Below are 14,872 nucleotides of genomic sequence, written 5' to 3' on the forward strand. Positions count from 1 at the left end.
TTTTGATTCTTTGACTTTCCTATCCGACCATTTCCTGAAGGAGGTTTGTCCATGCAAGACATTAGACGTAACAATGTGGAACGATTCAAAGGTTTTGGTGCACTGTATGACGAGAACCGGCCAGCTGCGCCCACTGAAGTTGTGGATATTCTGACGAATTATTTGGGCAGCAAACCTCGCATGGTTGCAGATGTCGGCTGTGGTACCGGGCTATCCTCGTGGATCTGGCTGGATCAGGCAGAACGTATTATTGGCGTGGAACCCAGCGACGACATGAGAGCTGTCGCGGAGTCCAAGTGGGCGGCAGCAGGCAAGCCGGACCATCTTCGCTTCGTATCCGGACTGTCCCACGAGTTGGGACTGCCCGACGGCAGTGTGGACATCATAACCTGCTCACAGTCATTCCACTGGATGGAGCCTGAATCTACACTGCACGAGTTCGCGCGTGTACTTCGTCCGGGAGGCATTTTTGCCGCCTACGACTGTGACTGGCCACCAGTGGTCGATTGGCAGCTGGAACAAGCCTATCTTCGGCTGAATACGGAGGCAGATCATCGGGCGGCCAGCCTGGCTTCCCAGGAAAACCAGGCACATAAATGGAATAAAGACGGACATCTACAGCAGATTCAGCAATCCGGCTTATTCCGTTATTCGCGTGAAATTGTGTTTCACCACCGGGAAACATTCGACGCGGACCGATACGTCAATTTGGCCCTGAGTCAAGGAGGATTGCAAACGGCAGTTAAGCTTGGAGCCACTGATCTGCTCGAATTAGCAGACGAGTTCAGACAGCTGGCTGCCCGCATATTTTCCGGTGAATCAAGACAAGTTCTGTTTTCTTATCGGATGCGCCTTGGCATTGTCTGATTTTAAACTAAGCTCATTACTATTCTCCCCAACAGCATAATACACCAAAAGAACCTGCACCTTCACTTGATTCATGAAGTTGCAGGCTTCTTTATTTCCAACAGGATCAGGATGAAAACAGGTCACTTAAGTGTCCCTCTTGTACATTCAGTGCCAGCACCAATTTCGTTGGGTCCTGCTTCGAGTAGATCACGTTAATGATATGACCTTGCTGAACCTGAGGCAGGGAAGATGGCAAGATTTCTTTTTGCGTCGTCACAGTAAAGGTTTCTCCATTCGACTTCGTAATGCTGAGCTTGAGCTGAAGCTTGATTTTACGATGGCTTCCACTTCCAAGCGGAGTAACATCCAAAATCTTGGCCATTGCTTTTTCGCCTGTTCGGGCAATCTCCATCATCTCAGGGGCCACACCCTGCTGAATCATTTTCTCATCCAGCAATTGCTGCATATCCTCCTGGGACAGTCGCCCTTTCAGATCAAGTCCCACCTTTCGCTCATCCTTGACGGAGACGACTAACGGAACGAAGCTGCCAGGCTGGAATTGTGCCATGGACGTTAACGGAATGACCGTTCTTAACTCGGTATCGTACTTCTCCCGACCTTTGTACGAAACGGTCAACCCTAATCTCACTTCAGGCTGTTCATTAATGTACGTACCCGTCTGCTGGATACTCTTAATGACGCCAACCGCTGGTAATCCTGACCTCACCCGCCCGACGCCGAAGATATTAACCAATATGGAGGGAATAAAGATCAGCCCGAATCCGGCAAAAATGGCTGGTGTATACCACCACGCCTGCACAATGGTAAATGGATCATTCCACAACTGCTCTGCCAGAAATGGGTAGAACCCTACCCCAAATACAGTCAACACACCTATCAGTCTCAAGAAACCTACCATATGCCCACCCTCTCTCGTCATCTCTATTAATCGTTGTTAATTGCATTTACCGAATGATTGCCTACCCTCTTGCAGTTCGAATCTCTTCTAGACGGACACCAGTCCCATGTAGATCAACTCTGTCGGATTCGCTGGATTTTGGCCCAATCCCACCCGATCTCCCACACGTGGAATCTGCATCTTGGACACCAGGGTTTCCAGTGTGCGCTGATACTGATTGCCGTTCGTCTCGGTCACATCCAGAACAAGCACCACAATCGGATCAAAATTGATCAATTTACCTGTATCGGTAATCGTGAGTACTGTGGCAGTTGCCGTTAATGGAAGAGCACCGCTTGCTGCCAGCTGCGCCTGCTTCGCTGAATCCAGACTCTGATTGATCGCTTCCCTGTGTTCCTTCGATACAAAGCCTTTCATCATCATGCCGGTAAGTCCTTTATTCATCATTTTATCCGCCTTGGCAAGCGCATCTTCCTGCTTGTTCTTTTTACCAAACCATCCCATAATGAACACCTCGTTTTTTGTTATTTGGTTATAGTTAAATTATAAGCAGGACGGCTTGTCCATGAATACCCTTCTGACCGCATACAAAAGAAACGAAAAATCCAGCAAATGAATCACAGCATAATCGTCTCTTTTGGATCTTATGGCGTTGATTCCGCAAAAAAAGAGCCGTAAAACGGCTCTTGAATGAATGATCAGCAGTTATATTTTGTGTCCAATGAGCTGGAACGGTCAAAATTGTTTCCTGAAAAGGGGGATTACAGACCGTTTTTTCGTTTATTTTCTACGTAACAGGTAGACCAGCTTCCGATAATACATGGCGGCTTCCTTATATTTCCGCTGATCCTCGGACACTACGGCCATTCCCTCATATAACGTTTCAAGCCGCATGATATGCTGCATGGACTCAAAGTAAGGCAAACATGCCAGGGCACGCTCCATGAACACCTCACGATCCCCATGTGCCAAAGCCAGATGGCTCTGGTAGAAGATTGCACTCATCTGCTGATCCGGAGTCGTCGCACATTGAAGCAGTTGATCCACGCTTTGCGCCAGTACACCCCAGTTCTTACGTGCCAGAGCCACTTCACAACGATACACACGGACTAACGGCTTCATGGCCTGCTGGGTTTCTTCCGGTTCCTGCTGCAGCAGGGATTCGAATCGTTCAATCTCCGACTGCGCCTGATCCAGCTCGCCCGTCATGGTTAACATGACAATCCGGTTGTTCGTAATAGCTGTGACCAGATCACCCTGATTGCCTGCATACACCAGATTCGCTTCGGCCATCGTCAATGCCGAGAGCGCCTCCTGTACCAGTCCCATCGCAAAGCAATATCCACTGTACGCCACATATAACCCGGACAACCGATGAAACAGGCGCTGATCATAGACATGGCGCATCGTAAGATCGAATACCTGCTTGGCCTCTTCATACCGCTTGACATGGATGTAGGCTTCCATCTTGATATTTTGTACTGACAGCCAGAATTCACTTCCAGGGAGCGCCAACTCACTGAGCCTGGTTGCGTGTGTTAACACATCCACATAAGCAAGCTTGGAACGATAGTATTGCACCTTGTAATATAATAACGCCTTCGCTAACGGACGTGGCAAGTCAATATCGTCAGGACGACCGTATTTCTCCAGATAAAAATTCAAGTAGGATGTATGTATATATTCATAAGCCGCTGCATCATTTAATTGTTGATAATAGACTGCCTTCATCAAGGCCGTGCTCAGCTCTACCGTCAGTGCATCATCCCGGTCTTCCAGTGCATGGACCGTTTCTTCAGAGATCACCGATGCCGGAACTGACATTTGTTCGAATATGGCTTCAGCCCGTTCCAATGTCTCATCGTCCTGCGCTGAAGCATTCACCAGATAGGCTGGGTTAACGCCCAGACGCTCAGCAATAGCTTCAGCCAAGTCTTCAGGGAGTGGATAACGATCGGCCAAAATATTGGCCAGGTGAGCCTGCGTGACCAGACCTTCCACAAGGTCTTTACGGGAGATTTGTTTTCTTTTGCTCAGAAATTCAATCCGTTCCTTCAGCATGGCTCGTAATCCTTTCGTCTCAAACCTTAGAATCAACTATATAATAGCATCCCGGAAGAGAAGCTGGAATACCTGTCTTCTGGTCATATCGATCGAAACGGTTTCCGTTTCGGAGGCAATTGTTTTACAATAAGGAGGTATGTACAAGAGCATGATCCATTAATGATGACATGAGTTGACTATGAAAGGATGCAAATGAATGATTATTAAACCAAGAACACGTGGTTTTATTTGTACGACTTCCCATCCTGTAGGCTGCGCTGCACAAGTGCAGGAACAGATCGATTATGTGAAATCCCAGCCAAAGCTGGATGGACCGCGCAACGTACTCGTTATCGGGGCATCTACGGGATATGGACTCGCTTCGCGCGTTGTATCCGCATTTGGTGCCGGAGCCAACACCATCGGCATTTACCGTCCAAGCAGCTCCACAGAGAAACGTACGGCCTCGGCAGGCTGGTACAATTCCGCTGCATTTGAGAAAGCTGCGGAAGAAGCAGGACTGAAATCGTACAGCATCACAGGTGATGCCTTTGCCAATGAAACAAGAGAAAAGGCCGTTGAGCTGATTCGCAGTGAACTCGGTCAGGTGGATCTGGTTGTCTACAGCGTAGCGTCGGCACGCCGTACCGAGCCAAACACGGGTGAAGTATTCAACTCGGTGCTCAAACCGATTGGACAATCATACACGAACAAAACAGTCAATTTCCATACGGGAGAAGTGACTTCCGTTACGATTGATCCGGCATCCGATGAAGAAATCGATCAGACCGTGGCTGTGATGGGCGGAGATGATTGGGAATTGTGGATGGATGCCTTGCAGCAAGGTGGCGTACTCGCCGACAATGCAACAACCATTGCCTTTTCTTATATCGGTCCTGAACTTACGCATGCGATCTATCGTGATGGTTCCATCGGTCAGGCCAAAAACCATCTGGAAGCGACAGCACACAAGCTGAATGATCGTCTGAGTGCAAAGGGTGGACGTGCTTACCTAACCGTAGCCAAAGCGCTCGTAACCCAATCAAGCTCCGCAATTCCAGTGGTGCCGCTGTATATCTCTGCATTGTACAAAGTCATGAAGGAAAAAGGCTTGCATGAGGGCTGCGTTGAGCAGCTACAACGCTTGTTCGCTGATCGCCTGTATGCAGGCGGAGAAGTGCCAACCGATGAAGCCGGCCGCATTCGTATTGATGATTGGGAGATGAGAGCGGACGTTCAGGAGGAAGTGGCGAAGCTCTGGAACGAGTTGAACACGGAAAACATCTACGAACTGTCCGATCTGGAAGGGTATCGCAAAGAGTTCTTCCAGCTGTTTGGCTTTGAAACCGATGGCGTGGATTATGAAGCAGACGTTGATCCAAATGTTGAAGTACCGCATCTGCGTTAATTGAAACGGATATTACCCTGCGTGGACTGGAGAAAAATAAGGTTTGCGTCTCATGGTGTAATAGCTTAATTAGAGGGGGAGCCAGCATGGCTCCCTTTTTAGTTTCATTTTACAAGGCTGGTGTACCCTCTCCTCTCCTCTCCTCTTCTTTTCTTTTCTTTTCTTCCCCCCTTCTTGTTCACCACTCCTTGAATCAGATCGACTTGAGCAGCTTTTTCAGCCCTTTTGGAACCGTGTTCTCTACTGTGATGGAGCGTGCTCCATGCATTGTTGCAAAGAACTGGAGACCCTCTCGAAAATCCGTGATCCATTCCTCCACAGGTGGACAAGTCTCTTCCATTGATAACAATCGAACTGTCAGCACACCCGTTTTGCGATCCAGCCGCGGGTCCATGCGGCCAATCAGCCGATCGCCGTGAAGAATGGGCATCGCGTAATATCCGTAGGTTCGTTTCACTTCTGGTGTGTATATCTCCCACTTATAATGGAAATCAAATAAATCCACAATCCGTTCCCGTCTCCATAGCAGGTTGTCCAGCGGTGGCAGAAATCGTACCGGACCTGATGGATCATAATGCGGTTCTTCCCTTTCCATCGCAAGCAGCAACTCTTCATCTTCTGCGCGGATGTAATAAGGCGTCGTAACGTCCTCGACCTCCAGGGAGATCATTCGCCCATCTGCGACACGTGCAGCCATATCGGTCCGACGCTCAGCAGCCGTGGATTTCATCCAACCCAACCGCGGATCCCGAGCGTCTACAACCCGATATGCGTGAATATACTTGTCCATCAGCGCTTGCCTCTGAGCCATGAGATCGATCTCTGTTGTTAGGGATTGGCTCTGCTCCAGCAGTCCAGATTCCGTAATATGAAAATAACGCTCATTCCCCTGCCTTGCCACAACACGAATGGCAGCCGAATCCAGCAGCAAGTTCAACGCTAGTGTGGTGTCCTTCGTTTTCGGTACATCGGCACTGTCCCAATATCCACTTACCCGTTCGACGGAACGAAAAGCTCTGGAGGGTAACGGTCCCTCTTCTTCCAAACGCTTCAGCACGTGCTGGGCAGTCTTCTCCAGCCTTTGAAGGGAAGGAGCCAGACGATCCCGTAACCGTGCACGGACAGGTTCGAACAGAGCATAGTCTTCGATCGGAATCACACATGCGGCATTGGCAAAATATTCGAACACTTTATGATCACTAAGCAAGGTATGTAAATATTCGGAGGTATAGCCTGGATCACGAGCGCCCAGCACCAAATGCTGATTTCCGGTTACGGCAGCGACAGGATCGATCTGCACACAACCAAGGGAGTGGATCAGCTGCATGACCTGTTCGGGTCCCGAAGGCAAAAAAGTCGCGGGCCAACGTCCCAATAAAGATTGCGTGTGCAGCAAAAAACGCCGAACAATTCTTTTATTCATGCGCAGTGCTGTTGTCATATGTAGATCTTCCCTTCATTGAGATAAGAGGATATGTAGCGACAGCAATAGCAATAGCAATAGCAATAGCAATAGCGATCCAAATCCAATTCAACAGATATATTGATTTTAACAGTTCAAGAGGCCGCATTCCAACCAAAGGAAGAGCTCTATTGTAATGATGCTACCCAGCCATCCGCACCCCAGACACCAAATAAAAAGAAGCACCACCATCCTGGGTATGCTTCTTGTGTTTGACCTTTTGCAATTTTTCCTGTTTCGTAGGCATGAGTCGAACATGCTGGGATAACGCGCCATAATCTCTATTTACTCTTCGACTTTGCTCAGGGCACCATTGTCCCGACCGCTCTGCTTTGCGCAATGCTTTTTGCGTTTGTGTACGTGCCATGGTAATGAACACACTCCCTTGATTGGTATGCACTCAATATATCATGTGAAGCCAGACAAGTGAAGGTGATTAACGTGGAACTCTTTTCCGCCGCGATTGCCACGTTTCCACAGGTTCATGGTCATCTTCCTCGATCAATTCCAGTGCTTCTTCCATTCTTCTGGACTTAAACAGCATGATCAGGTCCATCAGATCTTCCCGATCCAGCAGCTTCACCCCGTTGACCGCCGCCAGCGTTCGGCATGCTTCCGTATATCGGGCTGAGGTTAGCACGATGGATCGATCTGCCTCGTAATAGCGCATGGACGTGTAAATCTCCTGCACTGCACTTAGTCCTACCGGATGATTCGCTCCGTAACGCTTGGCCTGAATGACATTCCGTCTGCCTGCTCTATCAACAAACACAAGGTCCGCACCAAAATCACGGCTGCTTGTAGTCTTATGTACTTCGGCATAACCGAGCTGTTGGAATAAGTGATACAGGTACAGTTCAAATTCCGATCCATCCTGCATTTTATCAATATCCTTTATCGTAATCTTACGCGGATTCGCTTCACTTCGTATACGCTGCCCCCGGCGAATCACACGGCGAATGATCCAAGCGAGGAGCAGTAAAAGGACAATCACGCCTATACCCACAGTAGTCATATTTTCATTCCAGTTCATGTCTGTTCTCCTTGTCATTCCTCTAATCTGTCAGGCTCTAGCCTGATTAGTCTACTTCACCGGACTAAATATAGCAGACTTCCCCCGTAACAGGAAGAAGATGAATTCCCTGTAACCGTTAAAATTCGCAAAACAACAACAATTATATATGCTAATGATAAAAGGTTACAGACACTCCGGTTGAATTTCATAGGTATGAAATGGTAGAATTCAACAATCGGTTCTATTTTGAATCGAAAGAAAGGTGGTTTATAACTTGCATACATCAAACAAACGAAAGTCCAAAACATGGGCTGCCCTCATTCTCAGCGGCGTGCTCCTCTTCAGCCTGCATACACCAAGCTACGCAGCAGACTCTAATGCTCCGCTGCCCAAGGCTGCCTGGACCTCATCTTCCCTGGCACTCAAGGAAGTGAACACGGAGAAGGACGTCATCATCAAGGAATTGAATGCCGTACCTTCCAAAAATCTGGTGTACGTTCATTCTTCACAGCCCGTCATCAAAACAAGCAGCAATACCAAGCTCGATTGGCAGCTGGATTCGCTCCAGGCGCTGGATGCCACGACTGGACAATTGAAGTGGAACGTTATTTTCCATGAGAAAAGCGGCCCTTATACGACGTACTCCAATTCCCTGTATTCCAGCTACGGCACAGCCTATGTATATATGGAATATTCCGACGGAACCAAGAAAGTATACTCGTACAACACATCCGGCAAAACCAATTGGGTCAAAACCGTAAATCAATCATCCTCCATCTACCTGCTGGATAACGATACATTATTGGTAGCCTCAAGCCCAGGTGTTCAATCGAATGGCTCCGTGCGTACCGCCATTTCGCTATATGACAAAAAGGGCAAACTGATCACGGAAAAGACCATTAACGGTGCTGTACTCAAAGCAGGCAGTAATCGAATCGTAGTAGACGCCAGCAAACAAACCAAAGTCGGCAACTATTGGCAGGCAGCGGCCAATCCCAAAGTGGAAATCTATGATCGTACGCTGAATCGTCTTTCCTTCTATCAGTTCCCAAGCAATGCCAACACCCTCGGAGACGGTGGCGGTGAATCACTGGCTATTTTGGACGATGGTTCCGTGATCATGCGTGCCAATTTTGCGAACACAGGAAACAAACTAATGGGCTTTGGCACCGATGGCAAGATGGCGTGGGGCCGTACGATTGCCGGTGATGCCTTTGTTCAAACCGCTGGCAGCGGATATACCGTGTTTACAGGTCAGAAGCTGGAGCTGTACACCATGAAAGGCAAAGTCACAGAACGCACGTTCAAAGATCAGCAGGAAGCGTTGATGATCGTTGAGCGTACACAGGATGAGAACTATAAACTGAATTTTGCCCAAACGGGTTATATCCTTGATCCACAAACCTTGGATACGATACATGAATATGCATTCGCTTCCTCTCCTGGAATGCTTGATGGTTATTCAACGTACAGCACTCATATCATCTATCAGATTAATGACGATGCTTTATCCAAGTATGTATTGAAGACAGCCTCAGCTAAATAGGAGGAAATGGAGCGCTCTGGTTGACCGGCTTACGGTTAACAGGGCGCTCTTTTTTTGCACAACATTATAGTCCCTCTCTTTTTTTACCCTCTCTGCGTAAAATGTTATAATCGTATCGTTAACCGTTGTTAACTTTTCGACCCTATTCTTGATTGGCTAAAGGAGCGTTCCCTCCATGATTATTCAATTCATTCGATACAGATAACTTGGGGCATAACATTAACCTCTTTTTTTAAAAAGTACGATAGAGGTTTATTTGTTATGCCCTTTTCTTCAGTTATCCATATCTGAATGAATGGGGTGCTATTCCATGTCAATCCATCGCAGAGAACGCAGTGCTGCGCTTATTCATCCATACATCCATATGCTTAAGTGTCCCATTTGTCATCGTACAATGACAATGATTAGTCCGGATAATATTCAATGTAGTTCCAGGCATACCTTTGACTTGGCAAGACAAGGCTATATTAATTTCATGACACGCTTTTTCAAGGGCAACTATGACAAACGTTTATTTACGGCCAAAAGGAATATTTTGGCTCAATCTGCGATCTATACGCCTCTGACCGAAATCATTCGCAATCGGATTGAAGGTTACTCCAATAGCAGCAGTCAGCCCGTGCATATTCTGGATGCAGGTGCAGGAGAGGGGACCCTGTTACAGCAGATTACACAGCATACTCCAGCTGTAGGCTGGGGGATCGACATCGCCAAAGAAGGGATTGCCATGGCGTCCTCTACCTACAACCAGCAAATCTGGTTTGTAGGTGATCTGGCTTACAGTCCCTTTGCCGAGGGACAGCTGGATGTGATCCTGAATATCCTCTCCCCTTCGAACTATGAAGAGTTCAGGCGGATTATGAAGCCCGATGGCTGGATCATCAAAGTGATTCCCCGTGAGCGATATTTAACGGAACTGAGAGAGCTTTTGTTCCGGGATCGACATCACCATACAGACAACAGGGAGCATGTATTGAGGCGGTTCGGAATGCATCATCATCTCATAGACCTCATTCCACTGACATACACCTTGCCCATAACGGAAGTCGTGGTGAATTCAATTATTCATATGACGCCCCTCGCTTGGCATGGAACGGAATCAGCCATAGCCAGCGTTCAAGCGTCCTTGTCTCAGATCACCATTGATTTGGAAATACTTGTGGGGAAACGCAGATAAACACTGTAGCCTTGAGGTAACAAACATTCTCCTATTCATTAAACAAATCCAATAAAGCCGGGATCGTTCCTGTTGGAACTTGTCCCGGCTTTTCCATGTGATCTGACGACACCTTACTGAAATATTACAATGAATTAGTTCCAGTTTTCTTCAATGAATTCATCCCGTCCGGATAATGCCCGGTCTTCTTTATAATGCTTCTGATTCTTTTTGTGGTAATTCTGGTGGTAGTCTTCTGCTGGATAGAATACAGCAGCGTCCCGAATCTCGGTAACTATGGGCTGCACGAATCGTCCGCTGGCTGCAAGTTCCTGTTTGGACTGCTCAGCCAATTCACGCTGCCGCTCATTGTGCACAAAAATAGCGGTTCTATATTGAGTACCACGGTCCTGGAATTGCCCTCCGTCATCGGTTGGGTCAATCTGAGGCCAGTACAGCTCGAGCAGTCGTTCGTACGGGAATATCTCTGGATCAAATGTAATTTCGACAACCTCAACATGACCGGTTTTCCCGGTTTTGACCTGCTCATATGTTGGATGATCGATGTGACCGCCGGTATACCCGGATACAATACCATGAATGCCTGGCTGCTCTTCAAACGGTGTAACCATACACCAGAAGCATCCCCCGGCAAATGTTGCTTTTTCCATCCCACTCATCCCTTCTTGTATATAAACAAATTATAAAACAACAAGAGGTTGATTGAAAGCCATCAGCATGGCTCTCAATCAACCTCTTCATCACAAACTTGTATGGCTGATAACTGAATTCAAGAGATCTTGAATTGGTGGTTACCCGCGACTACGACCCATCGAACGGAAGATCAAGCTCACAATCGCTACCAATACGATGGCACCGATTAATGCCGGTACAATGTGGAATCCACCCATTTCAGGACCCATGTCTCCCAGAACGACTCCGCCTAACCAACCGCCGATAAATCCGGCGATGATGTTCCCGATTACGCCGCCCGGAATGTCACGACCAACGATTAAACCTGCCAACCAACCAATGATACCACCGATAATTAATGACCATAACCAACCCATATCATTCACCTCTTAATTAAAGTTTTTGTTGTTGTCTGTCTACTATTAACCGCTACAGAAGCATTTAAACAATTGGCATGAAAATTGTTGTATATTACCTTTTGTTCATATGCTCATCCTTCTGTCTTACAGCATGTAACAAGACACTGAAAACAGTTTGCGTCACTTTCCGGCATCTTACACAGTCCAGGACTGCGATATGTACCTCCCGAAAGTCATTGTATGTTGGATCAGACAGCCTTAGTATACCCATTTGAGGTAATAATATTTTAACGCTATGTTCAATTAATAAAATCCTGCGCGACCTTTACCTGGCTGTGTCAGCCAGTTATGTTTATGACTCTTGTCCAGCTCTCCTCGCATCGACTGAATGATATGCACAATATCGGTCTGTCCATTCTGATGCCACTCCAGCGCTGCGCTGACATACAGTTCTCCGAGCTGCGCAAGAGAGAAGGTATCCGTCAAACGCGCGGCTTCAAGCGTTCCCTCTTCCCCCGCAAACGTTTTGAAACCGCGCTGGTGCAAATATTGCAGACGCAATGCTTCGTCCGGCAGCGGTATTTCATAAGCCCGATCAAACCTTCCGGCACGGTTCATGAGGCCCGGATCTATTTTCTCCGGATAATTCGTTGTGCCAATCAGGAAGATCCCTTCTTTGGACGTTGCCCCATCCAGTGTATTCAGGAAAAAGGAACGCACTTCATCCGGCATGGAATCAATATCCTCAATGATCAACACCATCGGTGCCAAACGTTTGGCTGCCTCAAACACTTCGCGCACCGATTCACTATTCGTATATTCGGTAATTTGCCAATATGCAGCAGGTCCCGGAATGCTTCCCGCAATGGATTTCACAAGGGTTGTCTTGCCGTTCCCGGGATGTCCATAGAGCAGAATCCCCCGCTTATACGGAATATCATAATCTCGGTAAAAGGAACGATCCGCCTCGAAAAACTGATCCAACGAGCGGAAAATATCCTGTTTAATTTGCGGGGAAAGCACAACCTCATCTCTTCCCACAGCCCGGGTAATGGATTCGACATGACGGTCACTGCCATTGCGTGCATCCGTGTATACCGTAACTTTTTTCATATTTTGCTGCCGTTCCCGCTCTCTTACACTGCCCAGAAAATCCTTCAATTCCTCTTCTCCGGTAGCAAAAACAAAATCCTCTTGGTAAATCCCGTTCTCCCGGAAAAACGGAATGCGCACGAGTGCCACGCCCCACTGGGGATAGGCAAATACATTGTTGCGAATCGAATCATGCACACCATACGTAGGTGCATCTCCATCATCTTCATAGTGCAATGTCCGCAGCTCAAGATCTTCGAAAATCCGGGCTACCAATTCCACTTCAGCACTGTTGCTTTGCAAATCTTCTTTGAGCAGATCCCAGTATTCACTGTTCGGATCATCGCTGGCATAAAGTTCATAACGAACACCATAACGATTGCCGAGCGCTTCAATGATGCCTCGAATCAAACGAGCATATATGGCATAGCCTTCGTTTCGAATTTGACTGTCTTGTTGCTCCTCATAGGAATAGATGACTTGATTATGGTTTGTTTTTTCTTTCTCTACGGTCATTATTTCGCTCCCTTTACAGCGGCAAGTGGTTTACATTTGGCTACAACTTGAGCCAGACCTGCGCCGGTAACACTATCAATAATTTCATCGACATTTTTATACGCTTGCGGGGATTCATCAATAATGGATTCCAGTGAACGCTGATTCACTACGATCTCATCTGCTGTACCCACACCCAGCGCCGAGGCAAAATCCTCTACGGTAACCAATCGCTTCGTGGCTGTACGTGAACGTATGCGTCCTGCTCCGTGACAGATCGAATAATAGTTATCGGCTCCTTCGGGCTGGCCTACCATGATATACGAAGCGGTACCCATTGAACCAGGAATAAGAGCAGGATGACCTGTCGCCAGGTATGGCTTGGGATTATCTGGATGCCCTGCAGGCAATGCCCGTGTAGCCCCTTTGCGATGCACAAAGACCGAGTCCTGATCTGCGTGTGATTCCTCCCATGCATAATTGTGCATCAGATCATATAGGGCACGGAATTCGCATTTCGGACCAAACACATCCCGAAACGCTTCACGAATGGCATAAGCAATCAGATGGCGGTTCACCACGGCATAATTCAATGCAGAATACATCATATTGACATAATGGCGACCTTCCGCATGTTCAAGCGGAGCAAAAACCAGTCTTGGGTCGGAGGTTCCCAGCCCATTACGCTGCATTACTTTAGCTATGGCCGAGGAACTGGTTTGGCTTACATATCCGCCCCAGGCCCGGGAACCAGAATGGATCATAACAACAATCTGTCCATCGTAAAGACCCCAAGCTTCTGCAATTTCCCGATTTTCCTCGGCAATCTCAATCGCTTGAATCTCGGCAAAATGGTTGCCTCCACCCAAGGTTCCCAGCTGGCGATGAGCACGATGCCACGTCATATCCGGTACATGGTTTAACACTTCCTCATCATAGCTAAATTTGCTGCTTTCTACATGGGTGATGGAGGTCGATTTTTTTGGTGTATAACTGTCCGGAATATATTTTTTGGGTAAGCCATGCAACCCCTTGCGTACAATATGCTCCAGGCGGATATCCGAGAAATGACCACGCTGATTCGCCTCCATCGGCAGCACTTTCTCAATGGCCTTTACGAGTTTACGGCGCAGCTTAACATCTTTCAGGTCGTCCTTATGCAAATTGGTCATATGCACCCGCATGCCACAGCCGATGTCACTGCCGACGATGGATGGAGATACATAGCCACTCTTGGCATCCCATACCGCCGTCGTTCCGATGCAGGTACCTACACCGACATGCACGTCAGGCGTGTAACTCATGTAGGAAATACCGGGAATTTGCAAATTATTATTCGCCATCTCGAACACCTTGTAATCCAATGAAGAGAATAGCTGTTGTGCCGCATATACCGTTAAGTCCCCAGCAGGCAGTTTAACTTCATGTCGGTAGCCACCTATGGGTTCGTTTTGACTTGTAAATAAATTAGGTTGTGTATTCATAAATGTGTATTATTCCTTCCTGTACGTTCAGCTGATTCGGTTCATTTCAAACATTGAACCTAACGTTCTTCCGAAATTTATATTCATATCCATGTTCAGTACAACAAAAAAAGAAGTCACAGACAGTTCGCCCGTGACTTCTTCATGACAATAAGGGAAAACAAAAGCAGCATGAGCATGCCGCGTCTGTTCTCCATTGCTATATAAGCCGAGAGTAGCATATCGATTAATAACGCTCCAACCATAAACGATATGCATCTTCCCCTATGTCGCCCGTATGAGGCCAAAGAGACGATGAACTGGATATACAGTTGTGTCTGTGCTTCGTAGTGTCTTTGTGAATTTCAAATC

Annotated in this window: 14 protein-coding genes; 4 read left to right on the forward strand and 10 right to left on the reverse strand. The window is 47.4% G+C overall.

All coding sequences use genetic code 11. The annotated features are described in order from the left end of the window. The first annotated feature begins 51 nt into the window (after positions 1-51). The gene (locus PPA03S_RS18265) at positions 52-867 is read left to right on the forward strand and encodes a class I SAM-dependent methyltransferase (RefSeq protein ID WP_062324891.1); all 816 of its coding nucleotides are present in this window, start codon (positions 52-54) and stop codon (positions 865-867) included. A 106-nt stretch (positions 868-973) separates the two neighbouring features. Here PPA03S_RS18265 and PPA03S_RS18270 read toward each other — a convergent pair whose 3' ends face one another. From PPA03S_RS18270 to PPA03S_RS18280, 3 genes are all read right to left on the reverse strand, one after another. Then, complete coding sequence (locus tag PPA03S_RS18270; RefSeq protein ID WP_245683657.1) at positions 974-1,789, reverse strand: hypothetical protein; 816 nt, start codon at positions 1,787-1,789, stop codon at positions 974-976. Between the two features lie 66 nt (positions 1,790-1,855). Further along, complete coding sequence (locus PPA03S_RS18275; protein ID WP_062324895.1) at positions 1,856-2,272, reverse strand: hypothetical protein; 417 nt, start codon at positions 2,270-2,272, stop codon at positions 1,856-1,858. 276 nt (positions 2,273-2,548) lie between these two features. Then, a complete protein-coding gene (locus tag PPA03S_RS18280) occupies positions 2,549-3,829 on the reverse strand; it encodes a helix-turn-helix domain-containing protein (RefSeq protein WP_062324897.1) in 1,281 nt (426 codons plus the stop codon). Between the two features lie 199 nt (positions 3,830-4,028). Between PPA03S_RS18280 and fabV the strand changes: the two genes are divergently transcribed. Continuing rightward, positions 4,029-5,219 (forward strand): enoyl-ACP reductase FabV, encoded by a 1,191-nt coding sequence (fabV, locus tag PPA03S_RS18285; RefSeq protein ID WP_062324900.1) that lies wholly within the window; start codon positions 4,029-4,031, stop codon positions 5,217-5,219. 193 nt (positions 5,220-5,412) lie between these two features. Here fabV and PPA03S_RS18290 read toward each other — a convergent pair whose 3' ends face one another. The 3 genes from PPA03S_RS18290 to PPA03S_RS18300 all read right to left on the reverse strand — a co-directional run bounded on the left by PPA03S_RS18290 (position 5,413) and on the right by PPA03S_RS18300 (position 7,714). Further along, on the reverse strand, positions 5,413-6,660 hold the full coding sequence (locus PPA03S_RS18290; RefSeq protein WP_062324902.1) for a DNA glycosylase AlkZ-like family protein: 1,248 nt from the start codon (positions 6,658-6,660) through the stop codon (positions 5,413-5,415). Between the two features lie 163 nt (positions 6,661-6,823). After that, on the reverse strand, positions 6,824-7,048 hold the full coding sequence (gene brfA / locus PPA03S_RS18295) for a ribosome rescue factor BrfA (RefSeq protein ID WP_062324904.1): 225 nt from the start codon (positions 7,046-7,048) through the stop codon (positions 6,824-6,826). A 69-nt stretch (positions 7,049-7,117) separates the two neighbouring features. After that, positions 7,118-7,714 carry a restriction endonuclease gene (locus PPA03S_RS18300; RefSeq protein ID WP_062324906.1) on the reverse strand — a complete coding sequence of 199 codons (597 nt, stop codon included), beginning with the start codon at positions 7,712-7,714 and terminating at the stop codon, positions 7,118-7,120. Between the two features lie 256 nt (positions 7,715-7,970). Here PPA03S_RS18300 and PPA03S_RS18305 point away from each other — a divergent pair, with 256 nt between their 5' ends. Together PPA03S_RS18305 and PPA03S_RS18310 are read left to right on the forward strand one after the other, a co-directional pair. Then, complete coding sequence (locus PPA03S_RS18305; RefSeq protein WP_062324907.1) at positions 7,971-9,242, forward strand: hypothetical protein; 1,272 nt, start codon at positions 7,971-7,973, stop codon at positions 9,240-9,242. A gap of 364 nt (positions 9,243-9,606) precedes the next feature. Continuing rightward, complete coding sequence (locus PPA03S_RS18310) at positions 9,607-10,419, forward strand: putative RNA methyltransferase (protein ID WP_326099696.1); 813 nt, start codon at positions 9,607-9,609, stop codon at positions 10,417-10,419. Positions 10,420-10,553: 134 nt separating this feature from the next. Here the strand turns inward: PPA03S_RS18310 and msrA are convergent, their stop codons facing one another. The 4 genes from msrA to PPA03S_RS18330 form a co-directional block, all read right to left on the reverse strand. Further along, the gene (gene msrA, locus PPA03S_RS18315; RefSeq protein ID WP_062324912.1) at positions 10,554-11,069 is read right to left on the reverse strand and encodes a peptide-methionine (S)-S-oxide reductase MsrA; all 516 of its coding nucleotides are present in this window, start codon (positions 11,067-11,069) and stop codon (positions 10,554-10,556) included. 141 nt (positions 11,070-11,210) lie between these two features. Continuing rightward, a complete protein-coding gene (locus PPA03S_RS18320; protein WP_062324914.1) occupies positions 11,211-11,468 on the reverse strand; it encodes a GlsB/YeaQ/YmgE family stress response membrane protein in 258 nt (85 codons plus the stop codon). 285 nt (positions 11,469-11,753) lie between these two features. Next, on the reverse strand, positions 11,754-13,058 hold the full coding sequence (locus PPA03S_RS18325) for an AAA family ATPase (RefSeq protein WP_062324916.1): 1,305 nt from the start codon (positions 13,056-13,058) through the stop codon (positions 11,754-11,756). Beyond that, entirely contained in the window at positions 13,058-14,521 is a 1,464-nt protein-coding gene (locus PPA03S_RS18330) for an RtcB family protein (RefSeq protein WP_062324917.1), read from the reverse strand. Before PPA03S_RS18330 ends, PPA03S_RS18325 begins: the two co-directional genes overlap by 1 nt. Positions 14,522-14,872: the final 351 nt, after the last annotated feature.

This window comes from Paenibacillus pabuli NBRC 13638, from assembly GCF_001514495.1.
Lineage (GTDB): Bacteria > Bacillota > Bacilli > Paenibacillales > Paenibacillaceae > Paenibacillus > Paenibacillus pabuli.

Excerpts from the sequence above, each read along its gene's own strand:
- PPA03S_RS18265 (WP_062324891.1), top strand. The coding sequence starts at position 52 with ATGCAAGACATTAGACGTAACAATGTGGAACGATTCAAAGGTTTTGGT.
- PPA03S_RS18270 (WP_245683657.1), bottom strand. The coding sequence starts at position 1,789 with ATGACGAGAGAGGGTGGGCATATGGTAGGTTTCTTGAGACTGATAGGT.
- PPA03S_RS18275 (WP_062324895.1), bottom strand. The coding sequence starts at position 2,272 with ATGGGATGGTTTGGTAAAAAGAACAAGCAGGAAGATGCGCTTGCCAAG.
- PPA03S_RS18280 (WP_062324897.1), bottom strand. The coding sequence starts at position 3,829 with ATGCTGAAGGAACGGATTGAATTTCTGAGCAAAAGAAAACAAATCTCC.
- fabV (WP_062324900.1), top strand. The coding sequence starts at position 4,029 with ATGATTATTAAACCAAGAACACGTGGTTTTATTTGTACGACTTCCCAT.
- PPA03S_RS18290 (WP_062324902.1), bottom strand. The coding sequence starts at position 6,660 with ATGACAACAGCACTGCGCATGAATAAAAGAATTGTTCGGCGTTTTTTG.
- brfA (WP_062324904.1), bottom strand. The coding sequence starts at position 7,048 with ATGGCACGTACACAAACGCAAAAAGCATTGCGCAAAGCAGAGCGGTCG.
- PPA03S_RS18300 (WP_062324906.1), bottom strand. The coding sequence starts at position 7,714 with ATGAACTGGAATGAAAATATGACTACTGTGGGTATAGGCGTGATTGTC.
- PPA03S_RS18310 (WP_326099696.1), top strand. The coding sequence starts at position 9,607 with ATGCTTAAGTGTCCCATTTGTCATCGTACAATGACAATGATTAGTCCG.
- msrA (WP_062324912.1), bottom strand. The coding sequence starts at position 11,069 with ATGGAAAAAGCAACATTTGCCGGGGGATGCTTCTGGTGTATGGTTACA.
- PPA03S_RS18320 (WP_062324914.1), bottom strand. The coding sequence starts at position 11,468 with ATGGGTTGGTTATGGTCATTAATTATCGGTGGTATCATTGGTTGGTTG.
- PPA03S_RS18325 (WP_062324916.1), bottom strand. The coding sequence starts at position 13,058 with ATGACCGTAGAGAAAGAAAAAACAAACCATAATCAAGTCATCTATTCC.
- PPA03S_RS18330 (WP_062324917.1), bottom strand. The coding sequence starts at position 14,521 with ATGAATACACAACCTAATTTATTTACAAGTCAAAACGAACCCATAGGT.